The organism is Streptomyces sp. NPDC045022 (genome assembly GCF_056432605.1).
The window spans coordinates 16,479-34,965 of the sequence record NZ_JBWKIR010000006.1 but is presented as its reverse complement, the minus strand read 5'-3'; the positions used below and the strand labels follow the sequence as shown (position 1 = coordinate 34,965).

Annotated in this window: 13 protein-coding genes and 1 pseudogene; 9 read left to right on the top strand and 5 right to left on the bottom strand. The window is 73.3% G+C overall.

Annotated elements, in window-relative coordinates; translation table 11 throughout:
- Nucleotides 1–156: 156 nt before the first annotated feature.
- Nucleotides 157–2,499 (bottom strand): glycoside hydrolase family 65 protein, encoded by a 2,343-nt coding sequence (locus tag AC07C1_RS13125; protein WP_478938763.1) that lies wholly within the window; start codon nt 2,497–2,499, stop codon nt 157–159.
- Nucleotides 2,496–3,236 carry an HAD family hydrolase gene (locus tag AC07C1_RS13120; RefSeq protein WP_478938762.1) on the bottom strand — a complete coding sequence of 247 codons (741 nt, stop codon included), beginning with the start codon at nt 3,234–3,236 and terminating at the stop codon, nt 2,496–2,498. Before AC07C1_RS13120 ends, AC07C1_RS13125 begins: the two co-directional genes overlap by 4 nt.
- 95 nt (nt 3,237–3,331) lie before the next feature.
- On the opposite strand from AC07C1_RS13120, the gene AC07C1_RS13115 reads away from it, so the two are divergent.
- From AC07C1_RS13115 to AC07C1_RS13095, 5 genes are all read left to right on the top strand, one after another.
- A complete protein-coding gene (locus AC07C1_RS13115) occupies nt 3,332–3,979 on the top strand; it encodes a nucleoside/nucleotide kinase family protein (RefSeq protein WP_478938761.1) in 648 nt (215 codons plus the stop codon).
- 321 nt (nt 3,980–4,300) lie between these two features.
- Nucleotides 4,301–6,025, top strand: coding sequence for a phospholipid carrier-dependent glycosyltransferase (locus AC07C1_RS13110; RefSeq protein WP_478938760.1), 1,725 nt, complete (start codon nt 4,301–4,303; stop codon nt 6,023–6,025).
- Nucleotides 6,026–6,104: 79 nt separating this feature from the next.
- Entirely contained in the window at nt 6,105–7,022 is a 918-nt protein-coding gene (locus tag AC07C1_RS13105) for a MurR/RpiR family transcriptional regulator (protein ID WP_478939018.1), read from the top strand.
- A 420-nt stretch (nt 7,023–7,442) separates the two neighbouring features.
- On the top strand, nt 7,443–7,823 hold the full coding sequence (locus AC07C1_RS13100) for a hypothetical protein (RefSeq protein WP_478938759.1): 381 nt from the start codon (nt 7,443–7,445) through the stop codon (nt 7,821–7,823).
- A gap of 167 nt (nt 7,824–7,990) precedes the next feature.
- The gene (locus tag AC07C1_RS13095) at nt 7,991–10,378 is read left to right on the top strand and encodes a SpoIIE family protein phosphatase (protein ID WP_478939017.1); all 2,388 of its coding nucleotides are present in this window, start codon (nt 7,991–7,993) and stop codon (nt 10,376–10,378) included.
- A 135-nt stretch (nt 10,379–10,513) separates the two neighbouring features.
- Here AC07C1_RS13095 and AC07C1_RS13090 read toward each other — a convergent pair whose 3' ends face one another.
- Nucleotides 10,514–10,987 (bottom strand): flavin reductase family protein, encoded by a 474-nt coding sequence (locus tag AC07C1_RS13090; RefSeq protein ID WP_478939016.1) that lies wholly within the window; start codon nt 10,985–10,987, stop codon nt 10,514–10,516.
- Between the two features lie 195 nt (nt 10,988–11,182).
- On the bottom strand, nt 11,183–11,947 hold the full coding sequence (locus AC07C1_RS13085; RefSeq protein ID WP_478938758.1) for a peptidoglycan-binding domain-containing protein: 765 nt from the start codon (nt 11,945–11,947) through the stop codon (nt 11,183–11,185).
- 171 nt (nt 11,948–12,118) lie between these two features.
- Between AC07C1_RS13085 and AC07C1_RS13080 the strand changes: the two are divergent.
- Nucleotides 12,119–12,606, top strand: a pseudogene (locus tag AC07C1_RS13080) (polysaccharide lyase beta-sandwich domain-containing protein); the annotation flags it as partial.
- Nucleotides 12,607–12,624: 18 nt separating this feature from the next.
- Here the strand turns inward: AC07C1_RS13080 and AC07C1_RS13075 are convergent.
- Nucleotides 12,625–13,467 carry an ATP-grasp domain-containing protein gene (locus tag AC07C1_RS13075; protein WP_478938757.1) on the bottom strand — a complete coding sequence of 281 codons (843 nt, stop codon included), beginning with the start codon at nt 13,465–13,467 and terminating at the stop codon, nt 12,625–12,627.
- Between the two features lie 600 nt (nt 13,468–14,067).
- Between AC07C1_RS13075 and AC07C1_RS13070 the strand changes: the two genes are divergently transcribed.
- The 3 genes from AC07C1_RS13070 (at nt 14,068) to AC07C1_RS13060 (ending at nt 18,484) form a co-directional block, all read left to right on the top strand.
- On the top strand, nt 14,068–14,814 hold the full coding sequence (locus AC07C1_RS13070; RefSeq protein WP_478938756.1) for a TetR family transcriptional regulator: 747 nt from the start codon (nt 14,068–14,070) through the stop codon (nt 14,812–14,814).
- Between the two features lie 160 nt (nt 14,815–14,974).
- On the top strand, nt 14,975–15,391 hold the full coding sequence (locus tag AC07C1_RS13065) for a Zn-ribbon domain-containing OB-fold protein (RefSeq protein ID WP_478938755.1): 417 nt from the start codon (nt 14,975–14,977) through the stop codon (nt 15,389–15,391).
- 333 nt (nt 15,392–15,724) lie between these two features.
- The gene (locus AC07C1_RS13060; protein ID WP_478938754.1) at nt 15,725–18,484 is read left to right on the top strand and encodes an alpha/beta hydrolase; all 2,760 of its coding nucleotides are present in this window, start codon (nt 15,725–15,727) and stop codon (nt 18,482–18,484) included.
- Nucleotides 18,485–18,487: the final 3 nt, after the last annotated feature.

The window sequence follows — 18,487 nt, the reverse complement described above, 5'->3', positions numbered from 1 at the left end:
GCCACCACCGGCACACTCCACGGCCGGGCCTGACTCCTCGTCCGGAACCGGACCCTCGAGCGCCCTGGCCTACCGCCGTCGGCTCGGCCGGCGCGAACCCGAGGCGCCGCCGGGCCGCGAGACCGGCAGCGGGGGTTCCTCGGGCCACGGTGACGCTCAGCCGCCGGTCGGCGAACGGTGCGGCGGTTGCTCGGGGGTGGGCCGGCGGGTGGCCGGCGGTATGGGCCGCACGGCCGGTTCGTCCGTACTCACCGTCAGCGGCTCGCCGTGGTGGTGCAGGGTCAGCGGCGGGCCGTCCAGCAGGGCGTACGTGGCCTTGTCGGCGCCGATGTCCACACGCAGCCGGCGCCCGCGGAACTGGACGTTGAAGGCGAGCCGGCGCAGCCGCTCGGGCAGCCGGGGCGCGAACCGCAGCCGGTCGCCGGCGTGCCGCATGCCGCCGAAGCCCGCCACCAGCGCCATCCAGGTGCCGGCCAGCGAGGCGATGTGCAGCCCGTCCCGGGTGTTGTGCTCCAGGTCGTGCAGGTCCATCAGCGCGGCCTCGGTCGTGTAGGCGTGGGCGAGCCCGAGATGGCCCGCCTGGGCGGCGATGACGGCCTGACAGCAGGCGGACAGGGAGGAGTCGCGGACGGTCAGCGGCTCGTAGTAGGCGAAGTTCCGGGCGATCTGCTCCTCGTCGAAGTGGTCACCGCACGTGTACATGGCCAGCACCAGGTCGGCCTGCTTGACGACCTGTTTGCGGTAGAGGTCGAAGTAGGGGAAGTGCAGCAGCAGCGGGTACTGGTCGGGGCGGGTGCCGGCGAAGTCCCAGCGCTGGTAGCGGGTGAAGCCGGCGTGCTGTTCGTGGACGCCGAGTTCGTCGTTGTAGGGGACGTGCATGGCCTCGGCGGCGTCGCGCCAGGCCGCGCTCTCCTCCTCGTCCACGCCGAGCCGTTCCGCCTCGCGCGGGTGGCGTTCCACGGCGTCGGCCGCGGCGAGCAGGTTCTGCCGGGCCATGAGGTTGGTGTAGGTGTTGTCGTCGGCGACCGCGCTGTACTCGTCGGGGCCGGTGACACCGTCGAGGTGGAAGACGCCGTGGCTGTCGTGGTGGCCCAGCGACCGCCACAGCCTGGCCGTCTCCACCAGCAGTTCGACGCCGGCCTCCCGCTCGAAGGCGGTGTCGCCGGTGGCCTCGACGTACCGGACGACGGCGTCGGCGATGTCGGCGTTCACATGGAAGGCGGCGGTGCCGGCCGGCCAGTACGCCGAGCCCTCCGAGCCGGCGATGGTCCGCCAGGGGAACGAGGCCCCGTCGAGGCCCAGTTGGGTCGCGCGTTCCCGGGCCTCGTCCAGGGTGTTGTACCGCCAGCGCAGCGCCTCGGCGACGGCCGCGGGCGCGGTGTGGGTGAGCACGGGCAGCACGAACATCTCGGTGTCCCAGAAGGCGTGCCCGTCGTAGCCGGAGCCGGTGAGCCCCTTGGCGGGGATCGCGCGCTGTTCGGCGCGGGCCCCGGCCTGCAGGACGTGGAAGAGGGCGAACCGGACGGCCTGCTGGATCTCCTCGTCGCCCTCCACCTCGACGTCGGCGCGGGCCCAGAAGTCGTCCAGGCAGGCCCGCTGGTCCGCCAGCAGGCCCTGCCAGCCGTCGTGTGCGGCGGCCGCGAGCGCGGCGTCGACCTGGTCGGCCATCGCGGGCAGCGAGCGGGTGCCGGACCAGCCGTGGGCGACCAGCTTCTCCACCCTGAGCGTCTGCCCGGGTTCCAGCACGGAGGTGACGGTCAGCCGGGCCACGTCGATGCCGCCCTCGCTGCGGGTGGTGGTGCGCTCCGGGCCGGTGACGACGTGGTCGGCGGCGACGGCCACCCTGAGACCGCTGCGCCGGGTGCGGTGCACCAGCCGCAGCCGGCCGCCGGAGGCGAAGTGGTCCTCCTCCTCGAGGGGCGACTTCAGTGCGATCGCCGCGCGCGGGTCGCCGTTGGACTCGGGCAGGCTCTCGTTGGCGACCAGTTCCGACTGGATCACCACCCGGCTGCGGCTGCCGACGGCCTCCACCTCGTACGCCACCGCGGCCACCGCCCGCTGGGTCAGCGACACCAGCCGGGTCGAGCGCACCCGGACCGTCGATCCGGCCGGGGAGGTCCACTCGCAGGTCCGCTCCAGCACTCCGCGGCGCAGGTCCAGCACCCGCTCATGGGTGACGAGCCGGCCGTAGCGCAGGTCGAACGGCTCGTCGTCCACCAGCAGCCTGATGATCTTGCCGTTGGTGACGTTGATGACCGTCTGGCCCGACTCCGGGTAGCCGTATCCGGCCTCCGCGTACGGCAGCGGGTGCACCTCGTGCACGCCGTTGAGATAGCTGCCGGGCAGGCCGTGCGGTTCGCCCTCGTCGAGGTTGCCGCGCCAGCCGACGTGGCCGTTGGACAGGGCGAACACCGACTCGCTCTGGGCGAGGACGTCCAGGTCGAGGGCCGTCTCCCGGACGGCCCACGGCTCCACGGCGTACGACCGCTCGCTGATCACCGCTTGCCTCCCAGCTCGGCGAGGTCCTTGACGACGACACTCGCGCCGTGCGCGTACAGCGCGTCGGTCTGTCCCACGCGGTCCACGCCGACGACGTACCCGAATCCGCCCGCGCGGCCCGCGTCCATGCCGGCCAGGGCGTCCTCGAAGACGGCCGCCCCGGACGCCTCGACGCCGAGGTCGCGGGCGGCGGCGAGGAAGGTGTCGGGGTGCGGTTTGCCTGGCAGGTTCCGTTCGGCGGCGACCACGCCGTCGATGCGGACGTCGAAGAAGTGCTCGGCGCCGACCGCGCGCAGGACGTCCCGGCAGTTGGCGCTGGAGGAGACGATCGCCGTGCGCAGTCCCTGGGCGCGCACCGCCTCCAGATAGCGCAGGGTGCCCTCGTAGGCCTCCACACCACCGGTGCGGATCTTCTCCAGGAGCAGGTCGTTCTTGCGGTTGCCGAGGCCGTGCACGGTGTGGGCGTCCGGTGGATCGCCGGGGGTTCCCTCGGGCAGGTGGATGCCGCGGGAGTCGAGAAACGCGCGGACGCCGTCGGCGCGGGGGCGTCCGTCGACGTACTCGTCGTATTCGGCGGCCGCGTCGAACGGCCGTCCCCGCTCGCCTTCGTAGTCGCGCAGAAAGGCGTCGAAGGTCTCCTTCCAGGCGGCCGCGTGCACGACGGCCGTCTTGGTGACGACCCCGTCGAGATCGAAGAGGCAGGCCTGGATTTCGTCGGGCAGACCGAGCTGAGTCATACCCAGCACTGTTCCCCACGAGACGCGCTCCAGTGGGTGGCGCACACCACACCGGGCGTACTTCTCGGCAACTCATCGGTGCCACACTTTTCCCTGTGCCACTGACCTTCGACGATCTCCTCACCCGTGCCCGCGCGCTCGCCCGGGACGGCCGGCGGGCCGTGCTCGGTGTCGCGGGCGGCCCCGGCGCGGGCAAGTCGACACTCGCCGAGCACCTGGTGCGTGCCCTGAACGGCGGTGGTCCGCCCTGGGTGGCGCACGTGCCCATGGACGGCTTCCATCTGGCCGACGCCGAGCTGGACCGGCTGGGCCGCCGGGACCGCAAGGGCGCGCCGGACACCTTCGACGCGGCCGGGTACGCGGCGCTGCTGCGACGGCTGCGCGAGGACACCGGCGAGGTGGTGTACGCGCCGGGGTTCGAGCGGGTGCTGGAGCAGCCGATCGCGGGCTCGATCCCGGTGCCGCCGGCCGCGCGCCTGGTGGTGACGGAGGGCAACTACCTTCTGCTCGGGGAAGGTCCGTGGGCGCGGGTGCGGCGGTGCCTGGACGAGGTGTGGTTCTGCGAGGTCGCCGAGGACGAGCGGATCCGCCGGCTGGTGGCCCGGCACGAGGAGTTCGGCAAGGAGCACGAGAGGGCCATGGCCTGGGTGCTGGGCACCGACCAGCGCAACGCCGACCTGGTCGCGGCGACACGGGAGCGGGCGGACCTGGTGGTACCGGCCGACGCGCTGCCGTCGCCGTAGGCCGTTCCGGGGATCCGGCCACCGGGGCCGTGCCTCCTGGTGTGGGCGTGGATGACGGCCACCCGGCCGGACACCGGGCGGCCGCCCGCCGCGGGCGGCACGCTGCCCGTTCGACGTGTCCCGGCTGCGCGGCCGGTTCGACCGGATCGAGGTGAACTCCGGCCGGCCGCGGGCCGTACCCGTGTACACGGCAGAGGGTCTGCCGGTACGACTCGTGAAGCGGTGACGCCTCCGGTGGCGGGAGCGGTGCGACAGTAGGGCCATGATCCGGGTCCCGAGCGCTCCCGCCATCGCCCGGCCGGTGCCACCGCGGGGCGGCTGATGGCAAGCGAACAGCACACGCTCCTCACCCGTGAGGCCCGCGTCGGGGGACCCGGGCGGCCGTCCCCGGCCCGCCTGTCCACCGGGCTGCGCCGCTACCGGCGGTGGCTGGTGCCCCTGCTGATGGTGCTGCTGCTGGCGCAGATGGCGGCGGCGATGGTCACCACGGCCGTACAGCAGACGCCCACCATCGACGAACCGGTGTACGTGGCGACGGCCACCGACTATCTGCACGAGCACCGGCTGCGCTACAACCCCGAGCACCCGCCGCTCGGCAAGCTGCTGATCGCTGCCGGTGTGGCGGTGGCCGACCCGCACTACGACCCGGCGTACCCGGGCACGCAGGGGGACGTGGGCCGGCATCTGCTGTACGAGTCGGGTAACGACGCCTGGCGGCTGATGCTGTGGGCGCGGTTGCCGGTGATCGCGCTGACGCTGCTGTTCGGGCTGGTCGCCTTCGCGTTCGCCCGTGAGGTGGCGGGGACGGCGGGCGGGCTGGTGGCGCTCGCGCTGTACGCCTTCTCGCCCGATGTGATCGCGCACGGTTCGCTGGCCACGCTGGATGTGCCGGCGGCCGGGTTCGTGCTGACGTCGGCCTGGCTGGTGTGGCGGGCGCGGCGGCGGCCGGTGCGGTACCTGCCGCCGGCCGGGGCGGCTCTGGGGGCGGCCGTGGCGACGAAGATGAGCGCGCTGCCTGCGGTGCCGGTGCTGATGGCGCTGGCCGCCCTGTCGGTGCTGGCCGCGGGGCGGCAGGGGAAGATGCTGCCGGGGCTCGCGGGTGTGGCCGCCGGCCGCCGGCGCCGGGTGCTGTCGGCGCTCGCGGCTGCCGCGGCCGTGGCACTGGTGGCGCTCGCCGTGGTGTGGGCCGCCTACCTGGCAGTCGACCCCCGCCTGCGGTTCGCCCCCGCCGAACCCGTTCCGGCCGTGCACGGGCTGCGCGGGCGGCTGGTGGATCTGCTGCCCGTGCCCCCGGCGTACCGGGCCGGTATGCGGGTGCAGTTCGGGCTGGAGGACTACCCGTGGCAGGGCTATCTGTTCGGCCACCTGTACACGGGCTCCCGCTGGTACTACCTGCCGGCCGCCCTGCTGGTGAAGACACCGCTCGGGCTGCTGGCGCTGGGAGCGGCCGGCGCGGTGGCGGTCGTGGCGGTACGGCGGCTGCGGCCCGCCGCGCCGTATCTGCTGCTGCCGCCCCTGGTACTGCTGGCGGTGGCGATGACGGGGACGCGGGACTTCGGAACCCGGTACGCGCTGTTCGTGCCGGTGTTCCTCGCGGTGGCGGCGGCCTGTGCGCTCACGCTGCGCCGGCGGTGGGCCGCGGTGCTGACCGGCGCACTGGTGCTGGCCACGGCGGTGAGTTCGGTGCGCGCGTTCCCGTACTACCTGCCGTACGCCAACGAGGCGTTCGGCGGCCCGGCGCACACCCACCGGCTGCTGCACGACTCCAACGTGGACTGGGGGCAGGACCTGGGCCGGCTCGCGGACCGGCTGCGGCAGCGGAACCCGGGCGAGCGGGTGTGGCTGGTGTACAAGGGTGCCGGAGTGCCGTCGTACTACGGCATCCACGCCGCAGATCCGCGCACGGTGGCACCGGACCGGGTCCACGGGTTGCTGGTGGTGTCGGACTCGGCGGTCGCCAAGGCGCGCGGGCGGCTCGCCGAGCTGATCGCGAGCAGTCGGCCGGCCGGCGAGGTGGGGCATTCGATCAGCCTCTACCGGCGGTGAGCGCCACCCACTCAACCCCCTGGTCACGGCGGTCGGTGAGCTATGTTGAGTGCTCGTGGCAGACAAAGGAGGCGGACCGGTGCCCTCGCCGCAGCAGGCCCGCGCACAGGCATCAGCGATCACGTCGGGCAAGACCGCGCCCGAGGGCGAGGCCGCCCCGACCTCCCGGCTCCGAGAGCTGTTCGACGGCCCGCGTCTGTCGCCGGGGCAGCGGCGCATCGCCCAGTACCTGATCGAGCACATCACCGAGGCCGCGTTCCTGTCCATCACCGAGCTGGCGGACCGGGTGGGCGTCAGCCAGCCGTCCGTCACCCGCTTCGCCGCCGCCGTCGGCTTCAGTGGTTATCCCGCGCTTCGGGAGACGCTCCAGTCGATCGCGCTGAGCAAGCTCGCCGGCGGGCCCGGCGAGGAGAACCGTGCCAACGAACTCCAGGCGGCCGTCGACGCGGAGATCGAGAACCTGGAGAACCTGCGGCGCGACTTCGCCGACCCCGACCGGGTCATCCACGTCGGCCGCGAGCTGTCCCGCTCGGCCCCGCTGACCGTGCTGGGCCTGCGCATCTCGGTGTCGCTGGCCGAATACTTCGGCTACGCCGCCCGCCGTATCCACCCCGATGTGCGGCTGGTGACCCTGGGCGGCAGCGTGGCCTACGACACGCTGCTGCAGGCCCGCGAGGCCGGGGGCACCTGGGTGCTGGCTTTCGCCATGCCCCGGCACTCCCAGGAGACGCTCCAGGCGATCCGGGTGGCACGCGGCGCCGGTCTGAAGGTCGCCCTGGTGACCGATCTGGCGCTCGGGCCGCTGGCCGACGAGGCCGACGTCGCCTTCGCCACCGGCACCGGCTCGCGGCTGGTCTTCGACTCCTACGCCGCGCCGGGCGTGCTGGCCGCGGCGCTGCTGCAGGCCATGACGGACGCCGACGCGGAGCGCACCCAGGCCCGCCTGGAGAAGTACGAACAGCTCGCCGAACAGCACCAGTTCTTCCAGAAGGACTGATCCGGCCTTCCGCCACGGCCGCACCGGCCCGGCCTATCTTCCGTCCGCGCCGGGCACTCGTGAAGATCTTGCGGTCCTGCAAGCCGTGGACGGGGATCATTCACCGCATTTCGCGCATGAATGTTTTCATACGTCTTGCAAACCGGTCGGCATATATAAATACTGCTCACGGATCGCACATCGCCCCGAGAGAGCCGACGGACCGCCCATGCGCACGCACCACCGCACGCAGCGCCGGTCCCCGACGCCCGGGGTCCTTGCACGGACACCCCCAGCCGCCGTCTCCTACCCACGTCGGCGCCCGGGGTGTACCGGGGCGCATCGTCTGCGCGACGCGCCCGCGGCGGCCCCGGCCATCCCCTAGGCCGGGGCCGCCCCGAACCCGTCGGACCACCCTCACGACGCCGCATACCGGAAGCGATGATCATGCCTCTGACCAGCACGCGCATCAGCCCCGACTGGCCCTGTCAGGTCAAGACGCCGGGCAGTTTCGACTGGGAGCGCTCGGCGGCCAAGTGGCTGCGCGAACTGATCCCCGCGCGGTACGCCAGCTATCCGGCACTCATCCGGCATCCCGTGCTGCTCGCCCGGCACGCGCAGATCCAGGTCCAGCAGGAGATCCGGGTGGCGCGCACCGCGCTGCAGACCGCGCGGGCCGAACTGCCGGTGCTCGGGCTGCCCGAGTCGGTCATCGAGCACACGATCAAGATGTACGCCGCCGAGGTCCTGCAGCTGCAGCACATCGCGCGCAGCGTCCGCGCCGTCTCCGAGGCGCTCGGCGGCCGCGGCACGGGCCGCTGAGCTGCGGCCTCCTTCCCTTCCCGCCCCCGCCGGTTCCGCCCGGTGCCGTGCGCGCGGCCGGCTTTCCCTCCCGCGGGAACCTCGCCCGAAGCCGATCCGGCAGACGAGTGATCGAGCGGACCGAGGTGTGCAATGCTCATCGAGTGACGAGCGAGCCCGTGCCCCCGATGGACTCCGGCAACAGCGCCGACCTGGCGGCGCTGGCCAAGGTCGTGGCCCGGCAGCGCGCCGAAATGGAACGCCTGCGGGACCTGGCCGCGACCTCGGCCGTCCTGGAGCGGGCCAAAGGCGTCCTGATGGCGGTCACCGGGTGCTCGCCGGGCGCCGCCCACGAGGAACTGCTGCAGCGGGCGAAGGACGGCAACCGTTCGCTTCTCGAGCAGTGCTGGCTCACCCTGGGCGCCCTGCTGCCACCCAGGGAGCAGCCCTCCGGCACCGCACCGGCTCCCGCCGGACCACCCGCCGCCGTCGGCTCCTGGGAGGGCGCGCCCGCCGGCACCCTGGACATGGCGGAGATGCTGGGCCACATCGGCCGGGACCTGGTCCGGGTCGGCTCGCCGCACGAGCTGGCCGGGTGCCTGCTGGAGCATCTGACGTCCGAGGTGCGCGCCGACGCCGTGATGCTCTACGAGCGGCTGCCCGAGGGGGGGCTCGAACTGATCGGGCACGCCGGTGTCGACGCGACCCTGGCCGCCCAGTGGCGGTACGTGCCCCCGCTGAGCGGGGTGGCCGCGATCGACGCCCTGCGGGCGGGCGAGCCACGCTGGCTGGAGGACCTCCCCACGGACCGAACCCGGTACCTGCTGATCGGGGGCCCTCCCGAGCGCTGGCCCACCCGGGCCTGGCTGCCCGTGCCGGCCGGGAACACCGCCAGCGTCGCCCTCGGCGTCCTGCGCCGGCGCAGCGGGCCGTTCGAGCCGCGCGAGCGGGACCTGCTGCGTGCCGTGGCGCGGTTGTGCGCGGGCCGGCTGCGGGCCTTCGACGCCCCGCCGGAACACCCCGGTGAGGACGGCATCGCCCAGACCGTCCAGGCCGTGTTCGACGCGTTGCCGGGCGCCGCGATCCTGCTCACCCCGCTGCGCGACGCCTCCGGCGGCGTGGAGGACTACCGCATCGAGGCGGCCACCGCGGAAGCGGTCGACGTGTTCGGCCGCACCGGCCGGGACATGATCGGCAAGCACATCCTGGAGAGCTACCCGTCCGTCGCGGGCGAACCGCTGTGGCACGGCTATCTGCAGGCGCTCGAGACGGGTACGCCGTTCGAGGGAGAGCCGTTCGCCTACCAGGACAGCTCCGACGGAGTGCCCATGACCGCCACCTACTCGGTGCGGGCGGCCCCGCTGGGCAGCGGCCTGCTGGTGACCTGGCTGCGGCACGACCCCGTGGAGCGGCAGGAGCAGCGGCTCGCGGACGTGCAGCGGCTCGGCAACCTCGGCTGGGCCAACTGGAACCTGATCACCGAGGAGATCTCCTGGTCCGCACAGGCGTACGCGGTGCTCGGCCGGGGCTCCGCGCGGGAGCCGCTCCGGCTGGACCAGCTGCCGGACCTGGCCCTGCCGGAGGACGCGGGGCCCCTGGCCCACGCCATCGGCGAACTCATCCGCCATGCCCGCGCGTTCGACGTGCCGTTCCGCATCGAGACGCCCCAGGGCGTCCGGCATCTGCGGATGGTCGCGGAAGCCGTCACCGAGCCGGACGGCACCCCGGTCGAGGTGCACGGCTTCGTCCAGGACCTCACCGCGCAGCGCAGCGCGGAACTCGCGCTGATGGAGAGCGAGCGCGCGATGCTGCTGCAGCGCGGCATCCTGCAGGCCGAGCGGGCCCTGGCCGCCAAGATGCAGCACGCGCTGCTGCCGCTGCCCAGCAAGCCGGTACGGCTTGCCGGGCTGCGCGTCGAGGTCGCGTACCTGCCCGCGCAGTCGGGCATCCATGTCGGCGGCGACTGGTTCAGCGCCATCGAGCTGCCCGACTACGACGCGCTGTTCGTGGTCGGTGACGTGGCGGGCCACGGCATCGACGCCGTGGCCACGATGGCGCAGCTGCGATTCACCGCGAAGGGCATGGTCAGCACCGGTTCCTCGCTGACCGGGGCGCTGGCGCGGCTCAACCAGCTGCTGCTGCACTCCCGGGACAGCCAGACCACCGCCACCATGGTCCTGGCCCGCTACGACCCCGACGAGCACGTGCTGGCCTGGGCCCAGGCCGGGCATCCGCCGCCCCTGCTGGTACGCCGGGGTGAGGTGCGCTACCTCGACCGTCCCGGCGGCATGCTGCTCGGCGCGAGCGGGGTCCCCGTCTACGAGTCGGCGGAAATCCATCTGGAGCCCGGCGACCGGCTGCTGCTGTACACCGACGGCCTGGTCGAGCGGCCCGGCGAGGGCCTGGACGCGGGTTTCGCCCGGCTGGCCGAGGCGGTACGCGCTCATGGCTGCGGCGACTCCGGCTCACTGGACGCGCTGCTCGCCACGATGCTCGCGGACGAGCGGCGGGACGACGTGTGCGTGCTGGACATCAGGATGCCGCTGGAGGGGGACGTGCAGGACACCGGCGCGTAGCCGACGGCACGGTGGCCGGCCTCCTGCCGCAGAGCCGCGGAGCGCCCCGGTCCGGCGGGCTCGCCGGCTTCGACCGGGGTGGCGGCAGTGGCCAGGATGCGGTCGCCGGGGGCGTTGCCGGGCGTTCGGGTCCGCTCAGTCCACCGGGTGGCCGGCTTCGATGCCGTAGGCGTCGGACAGGCGCAGCAGCGGCCCGCCCCGGCCCTCGCCCCACTGCACCGGGTCGAGGACGAAGCCGACATGGTCGCCGCCGTCGGTGCGGTGGAGGATGGTGCCGACGAACCAGGCCGCCACGTCCGTGAGGACGGCCGTTCCACCGGGGCCCTCGCGCCAGTCCAGCCGGGCGAACTTGTCGACCTCGTCGCCCGTCTCGCCCCCGAAGAGTTCGGCGAGGCTCTGCTGGTCCCGGGTGAGCAGGTGGACGGCGAGGTGCTGCGCGGCCCGGGCGACGCGGTAGGTGCGGTTGGCCTTGGACAGCCAGACGGCGAACCGGGGCGGGTGGATGGAGCACTGCGAGGCGAAACCGACCAGGCAGCCGGCGCGCTCACCATCGGCCACCGCCGTGAGCACGCACATGTCCGGGTCCAGCCGGTCGAAGAACCCGTCCATGCCCGCCGCGCCGGGGGTTTCCTCGCCGAGGCGCTCCGCCTTGCCCGGCGTGTCCGCCTTGCCGCCGGTTTCCGGCGTGTCGTGTGTGTGCGCCATGTCGCTTCGCTCCCGTTCGCCGCTCGGGTTCCGGCCTCCGCTCACCGCGGTGGGCGCGGGGGCGCCCGCCCCGCTTCCCCACTGTTCCCGGCATGCCGCTCACGAATCGTCGCCGGGGCTCGTCCGTGACTCCAGGACGCGACGCGTGTCGTCGCCGTAGACGCCGGTCTCGTCGCCGCTGATGCCGTACCAGAGCTGGAAGCGGGCCACGGCTTCGGTGAGGGTGGCGTCGTAGGTGCCGCTGGCGGCGCCGTCGCGGTAGACGTCGGGGACGTTCAGGAGGCGTTCCTGCAGATCGGTGACCTCGGGGCCGGTGTCGCCCTGGCGCAGGGTGCCGGGTCCGTCGGGGTCGTCGGCGGCGGTGGCCGCGGGCGGCACAGCGGGGGCCGGGGTGGTGGGTGCCGGGGTGGTGGGTGCCGGGGTGGTGGGTGCGGCGGCGGGCGGTGCGCTCGTCCCGGGTCCGGAGGGCCGTGCGGTCGCGGCGGCCTCCTGGCGGCCGGGGAGCAGCAGGGCGCAGCCGAACCCGACGAGCGCGGCGGCCACCACCGCCACGGCGACGGTCGCCCGGCGGAGGTCCGGGCCGAAGACGGTGGTGGGAGTGGTCCGGGGGCGGGCGGCCCGCACAGGTGGCAGCTCCTGGGTCTCCTCCTCCGCGGCCACCGGTGTCCGGGCCGGCGTGCCGTGCGGCCCGGGTGGCGTGCCGACGGGCTCGTAGGTGACCGGCTCCGGGTGCATCTCCCGCATCAGCTCCGCGAGGGCGTCGAAACGGCGGGGCCGCAGGACCCGGATGGGTTCCAGGACCGGTCCGCGATGCGGCGGTCCGGGGTGCGGTGGTTCGGGTTCGGGTTCGGGCGGTGTCGGCACCTGGCTCTCCTTCCGTCCCGTGCGTACGGGAGTCCGGGCTCCCCGTGCTGAGATACGACGCGCACGGCAGCCCCGTTCAGCCGCCACCCCGCCCCCTCGTCCGATCGAAACGCTCAACTCGGAACAATGCATTGAGCGTTTGAGTAAGCGCGTGCCAGAAACCGCCGTCCGGCCCGGGACGGCACCTGGAGCAGCATCAACAAGGGCGGCTCGGCGACCGTCCTGAACCGCAAGTACCTGACGCTGTACGTCGATCACGGCACCGATCCGGCGAACGCGTCGTACGCCTACCTGCTGCTGCCGGGAGCGACCGCCGCCGCTACGCAGGCGCGGGCCGCGGACACCGGCTGGCTGAGCGTGCTCGCCAACGCCGACAGCCGGCAAGGGGTTTCTGTGCCCTCGCTCGGCTTCACCGGCGTCAACTTCTGGCTCGGCGGAACGGCCGGAACGCTCACCGCGAGCGATCCCTTTCCGTGATGATCAGTGAAATGGGGGACGGCACCGCCGTGATCGCCGTGAGCGATCCGATGCGTATGCGGACCGGACTGACCCTGACCTGGCGGCGCGCGGTCACGTCGGCGCCGGCCACGCTCGCCTCCGCCGGCACCGGCTCCGCGCTGACGCTGGCTTTCGGCGACCTGACGGGCACGGCGGGCGCCCCCCCCAGCGGATCACCGTCAGGCTGGGCTGAGCGCTCCCTGCACGAACCGGCTCAGGGACGCCGTGAACACGGTGCCGAAGGCGTCCCTCGCCTCCTCCGGCAGGGCCTCCAGGGAGAGATAGGGGTTCAGGTCCTCCAGTTCGACCAGGAGCAGCGCGCCGTCGGGGGCCCGGCAGGCGTCGACTCGCTGGACGCCGTGTCCGAGGTCGTTCCAGTCGATGAACCGCCGGGCGAACTCCAGGTCGGCGGCGGTGGCCGCATAGGGCTCGAGGTGCCAGCGGCGCTTCGGGTCGGGTGCGTAGAGGGCGTACTGGAAGTCGTCGTCCACGAAGTAGAAGGACACCTCGTAGGCGAAGTCGACGCACGGCTGGATCAGGACGTCACCGGTGGCGAGCAAGGCGACCTGCCCGGCGGGAACGATCCGCATGCCGAGGGAGTCCGCGCCGAGCCTGGGCTTGACCACATAGCGCTCGGCGGACGGCAGCCGGTGCAGGTCCTCGGCGTGGCCGACGGTGGGGATGACGGGGAAGCCGGCGGCGCTCAGGTCGAGCAGATACTGCTTGCCCGCCATGTCGGCCTTCCCGGTGAGCGGGTTGTACACCAGGGCGCCGGTGGCGAGCGCCCTCGCGCGGAAGGCCTCGTACTCCTTTTCGTAGCCGAGCACGGGACCGCTGTTGCGGACGACCACGGCGTCGAAGGCGTCCATGAGGGCCGCCGCGTCCCGCGGATGGCACAGGGCCAGGTCGAAGTGGGCGCGCAGCCGGGAGGCGAGGTGGATGTCCTCGTCGCAGTAGCGGCGCCCGCGGGCCTGGTACGCCAGGTCCGTGACGTAGAGCAGGCGGGGGCGGGCGGCGGGCATGCGGGATCTCCTTGAGCGGACCGGTGTCGGCGCGGGTGGAGAAAGGTTACGTCGCAGGGTACGGGCTGCTTTGACCGCCCCCGGAGCGGGCCGCGGCCGCGGTGCGTCATGGCCTCGCTGTGATCGCGGTGCGTCATGATCTCGGTGCGCCGCGCACCACGGGGCAGAGGCCGGCCGCCCACCCGGTGGTCGGTCCCGTCAGGCCGCGGCGGACCGTGCGGCGGGGCGCCGGGCCGATCGGGGTGTACGACGGCACGGCGAGCACACGGCAGCCCGCCGCCTCGGCCGCTGCGACGCCGGTGGGTGAGTCCTCGACGGCGAGGCACACGGCGTGGTCGGCGCCCAGGGCCCGGGCGGTGGCCGGGTAGGGTCGGGGGCGGGTTTGGTCCGGCGGGTCTCGCCCGCGGCGACCGTGGCGTCGAAGTCGGGGGCGCCCGCCGCGGCGAGCGTCTTCAGGACGGCGTCCACGACGGGCCGAGAGGACGCCGACACCTCGCTCCGACGTTCGGGTGGCCGCCCTCACAGCACTCAGTTCCCCTCTACGGCACCTTATCCTGCACTGAGTGTCAGGAGGGGGTTCCGAGTGCTACGTTCCCGGTCATGAGCTCCAGCAGCGCGGCGCCGGCCGCGAAGCCGCCGATGCGGGACGCACTGGTCGAGGCGGCCTTCCGGCTCTTCCTGGAACGCGGGTACGAGCAGACCACCGTGGACGACATCGTGACCCTGGCCGGGGTCGGCCGGCGTTCGTTCTTCCGCTACTTCCCCTCCAAGGAGGACGTGGTCTTCCCCGACCACGAGCGCTGCCTGGCCGACATGACCGCTTTTCTCGCGGCGAGCGGCGAGGAACACGAGCCGGTGCGGCGGGTGTGCGACGCGGCCCGGATGGTGCTGCGGATGTACGCGGAGAACCCGGCCTTCTCCGTGCAGCGCTACCGCCTCACCAGAAAGGTGCCGGGCCTGCGCGCCTACGAGCTGTCGGTGGTGTGGCGCTACGAGCGTGCGCTGGCCGAGTATCTGCGCGGGCGGTTCGCCGGGTGGCCGGACGGGACGCTGCGGGCCGACGTGATCGCGGCCGCGGTCGTCGCCGCGCACAACAACGCCCTGCGCTCCTGGCTCCGGTCGGACGGCGAGGACGATCCGGGCGCGGCGGTGGACCACGCCCTGGGGTGCGTGCAGCGGGCGTTCGGCCACCCGGCGGACACGGCCGCGCGGACCGGCCGGATCGGGCCGCTGCCGGCGGGCGAACGCGACGAGAATCCCGACGACGTGGTGGTGCTCGTCTCCCGCCGGGACACCCCGGTGTGGCGTGTGGTGCAGGAATGGGAGACCGCCCTCGGTCGCGCCTGACCCTCCGGAGCTGGAGAAAGTCAGGGTACGGAGTGCCTTTACGCGTGACACTGAGTGCCATACTCTGTCGGCGTGCACGGTGGCACGGCTACCGGGCACACGCGTGCGCGGTTCGCTCCGGGCACGCGGGATTCCGGCCGAGCGCAGGGAGTTGACCAGCGTGTACCACCACTCAGCAAGCGCCTCGCATCCGGCGGCCGGTTCCGCGGCGGGTGTTCTCGATCCCGCCCCCGCGGACTCCAAGGACGCCATCCTCTTCCAGCGCTGCACCTGGTGCGGCACGGCGATGTACCACCGGCTGCTCTGTCCGGTGTGTCAGGGCAGCGAGTTGCGCACGGAGCTCAGCGAGGGCATCGGCACGGTCCGCCACTCCACGGTGGTGCACCGCAACACCCCGGCGGCACGCAATGTGTCGCTCATAGAGATGGCCGAGGGCTTCGTCGTCCGGGGCCGGGTCATGGGCCCGCCCATCGGCATCCACAGCGGCGACCGGGTCCGCCTGTCGACCGCCAAGGACCCGGTGCGTGGCGAGCCGGTCTTCCAGCTGGTCGACGAGCCGTACCGGCCCTGGAGCTGACGGCCGTACGCGGCTGGGGCGGGCAGCCGGCCACCGCACAACCTGAGCGACAGACCTGGTACAGACCTGACACCGACTCCCTCGGTGACCCGGGATGCCGGCCGGTGGCCACCACGGCGGGCGCGCGGGGTCCCACCGGGCGGCGGGTGCTTCACCCGCCTCGGCGAACAGCCGGTTGTGAACGCCGGCCACCGAACTCCCTTGCGCCGGTCGCGGATGTGATCCATCACCTCCGGCGCACAGGCAACCCACAGAGTCCTCTTTCCCATCCTCCGGGGGCGAGGGGCTCCCGTTCCGGACGGGACGCCCGTGCTCGGGGTTCGAGGAGGAACAGTGGTCCGTGCCCGGTACATAGGGGTGACCGCCGCCGCGCTGCTCGCGGTGGCGGGAGCATCCCCCGGGGTGACAGTCGCCCAAGCTCAACCGCCCTCGCAGGCGAGCACGTTGACGGTTTCGGACGCCGGGATGCTGCCGCCCGGGTGGCGGATCACCGAGGATCGCTCGGCGCCGCAGCTGGAGTGGCGGTCGGACCAGCGGGTGCCGATGGGGGACGCCCGGATCGAATTCCGTTCCGGTGGGCGCCTGTTGGGGGTGCCGAAGCCGGGCACGGACGGACACACCTTCCGGTTGCCACTCGGTGCCCGGCGGACGAACAAGCTGGACGGTCTCCAAGTCTGGGGCGGGGGACACCGGCTGGACGCACCGGAGAATGCCGGGGCCGCTTCGGCGGCCCGGCCGCCGGCCCCGCTGCCGGCGAACGGTGTGGACCCGGGCAAGCCCGGCTCGTACCACACCAGGACGGGCGAGTACGGCCTGAAGTCGGTGCGGTTGCCGGGCTTTTCGGCGCCGGTGGAGATGCGCGCGGTGGTCGTCGCCCCGGTCGGCGCGTCCGGCCGGCGTCCGCTCGCGCTGTTCCTGCACGGCCGCCACTACACCTGCTACAAGGGTCACGGCATCACGGGTGACTGGCCCTGCAAGGCCGGCACGAAGCCGGTACCGAGTCACCGCGGCTATCTGCGCGACCAGAAACTCCTGGCCTCGCAGGGCTATGTGACCGTGTCGATCTCGGCGAACGGGATCAACGGCCAGGACGGGGCGGCCGAGGACGGCGGCGCGCAGGCCCGTTCCTCGCTGGTGCGCCAGCACCTGGCCCGGTGGGCCGGGTGGGCGGAGCACCCCGAGTCTGCGCCGGCGATCGTCCGGGAGGCGCCCCGCGCCGATCTGTCCCGGGTCCTGCTGGTGGGCCACTCGCGCGGCGGTGAGGGCGTGAACCGGGCGGCCCTGGACAGCCTGTACCCGCCGCCCGCCGACCAGGACGGCTACCACGGACCGGTCCGCTGGAACATCCGCGGAACGGTTCTCATCGGCCCCACCGTGTTCGGCCAGAACCCGGTGCCCGACGTGCCGTCCATGACGATCCTGCCGGGTTGCGACGGTGACGTCTCCGACCTGCAGGGCGAGGTGTACGTCGACGGCACGCGCGCGGTCAGCAGCGGCACCGCGCTGCACAGCGCCGTGTACGTCATCGGCGCGAACCACAACTTCTTCAACTCCGAGTGGACGCCGGGTCAGGCCGCGGCGCCCGCCGAGGACGACTTCACCGACGACCCGCAGCACCCGGACCCGGTGTGCGGCAAGCGTGCCGCGACCCGGCTGACCGCCGCCCAGCAGCACCGGGCCGGTTCCACGTACATCGCGGCCGCGGCCCGGCTGTTCCTGGCGGGCGACGACCGGGTGCGGCCGCTGCTGGACGGTTCCGGGAAGCGGGCGCCGTCGGCGGACCCGGCGCGGGTCCTCAGCCACGCGGTGGGTGCGCGCCGGAGTGCCGGGTTCCTGCCGGACGGCGGGGTGTCGGTGACCGGCGGCAAGCTGTGCGACGCGGTGGATCCGAGCCCGGCCAAGGCCTGCCTGGGCCAGGGGGCGAAGGGCTCTTCGCCGCACTTCGTGCCGTGGGAGACCGACCGGGAGGCCGGCCGGCACGCGATCGCGCTGCGCTGGACACACGCCGGTGGCCCGGTGCGGGTGAGCGCCGGGAAACCGCTGTCGCTGTCCGGTGCCAAGTCGCTGGCGCTGCGGCTGTTCGTGCCGCCGAACTCCCGCGGGACGCAGCTGGACGTGGGCCTCACCGACGGCGCCGGCCGGAAGGCGACGCTCGGCCGCATCCGGGCCGACGGGCTGCCGGGCAGTGAGCGGACCGCTTCCTACTGGGCGCGTGAGATCCGGGTGCCGCTGACGGCGGCCACCCGTGCGGGCCTCGATCTGAAGTCGGTCAGGTCCCTTGTGCTGACTCCGCGTTCGGGCTCGGGCCGGGCTTGGCTCATGGACGCCTGGGGTTGGCGGGCGGGGACGCCCGCGGTGCGGGCGGCCGCGCTGCCGCGCGTGGACCTCGGACGGACGACCGTGGACGAGGGCGACTCGGGCGTGCGCACCTACCACGTCCCGGTCCAGGTGACGGGCCAGGGCAGCGGTCAGGTCCGGGTGTACGTCATGGACCCGGCCACCGGCCGGGTGAAGGACCGGTTGGTCACCGTGCGGGCGGGCGGCCACGACCTCGACGTACCGGTCGAGGTGAAGGGCAACACGCGGTACGGCACCGACGTGTCGTACGAGGTACTCGTCAAGGCGGTCCGCGGCGCGGTCGTGGGCTCCTACCGGGGCGGGATCACCGTCCACAACGACGATCCGGCGCCCACGACGACCGTCACCCCCGTCGCCGACCGGGTCTCCGAGGGGCAGTCCCTGAAGTGGCGGGTGACGCTGTCCGAGGCGGTCGACGTGGACATGAGCACGATGTTCACGGTCGTGCCGGTCAGCGGGCCCGAACTGTCCACCAAGGACGTCACGGCGCGCTGGCTGCGGGACATCGCCGGGGCGAAGCCGGACCCGGAGCGCCGGCTGTCCAAGGTGGACGGCCTCTACCTGTGGGTGGACGTTCCCGCCGGACGCACCAGCGCGGACATCACCGTGCCCACGGTGAAGGACCGGGTGACGGAGCCCGTGGAGTCGGTGCGGTTCCAGCAGATCGACCCGGAGACCGGTGAGCCGCGGACCGGCGGCCTGGTGCTGTCCGGGTCGGTGGTCGACGCGTCCTAGGAC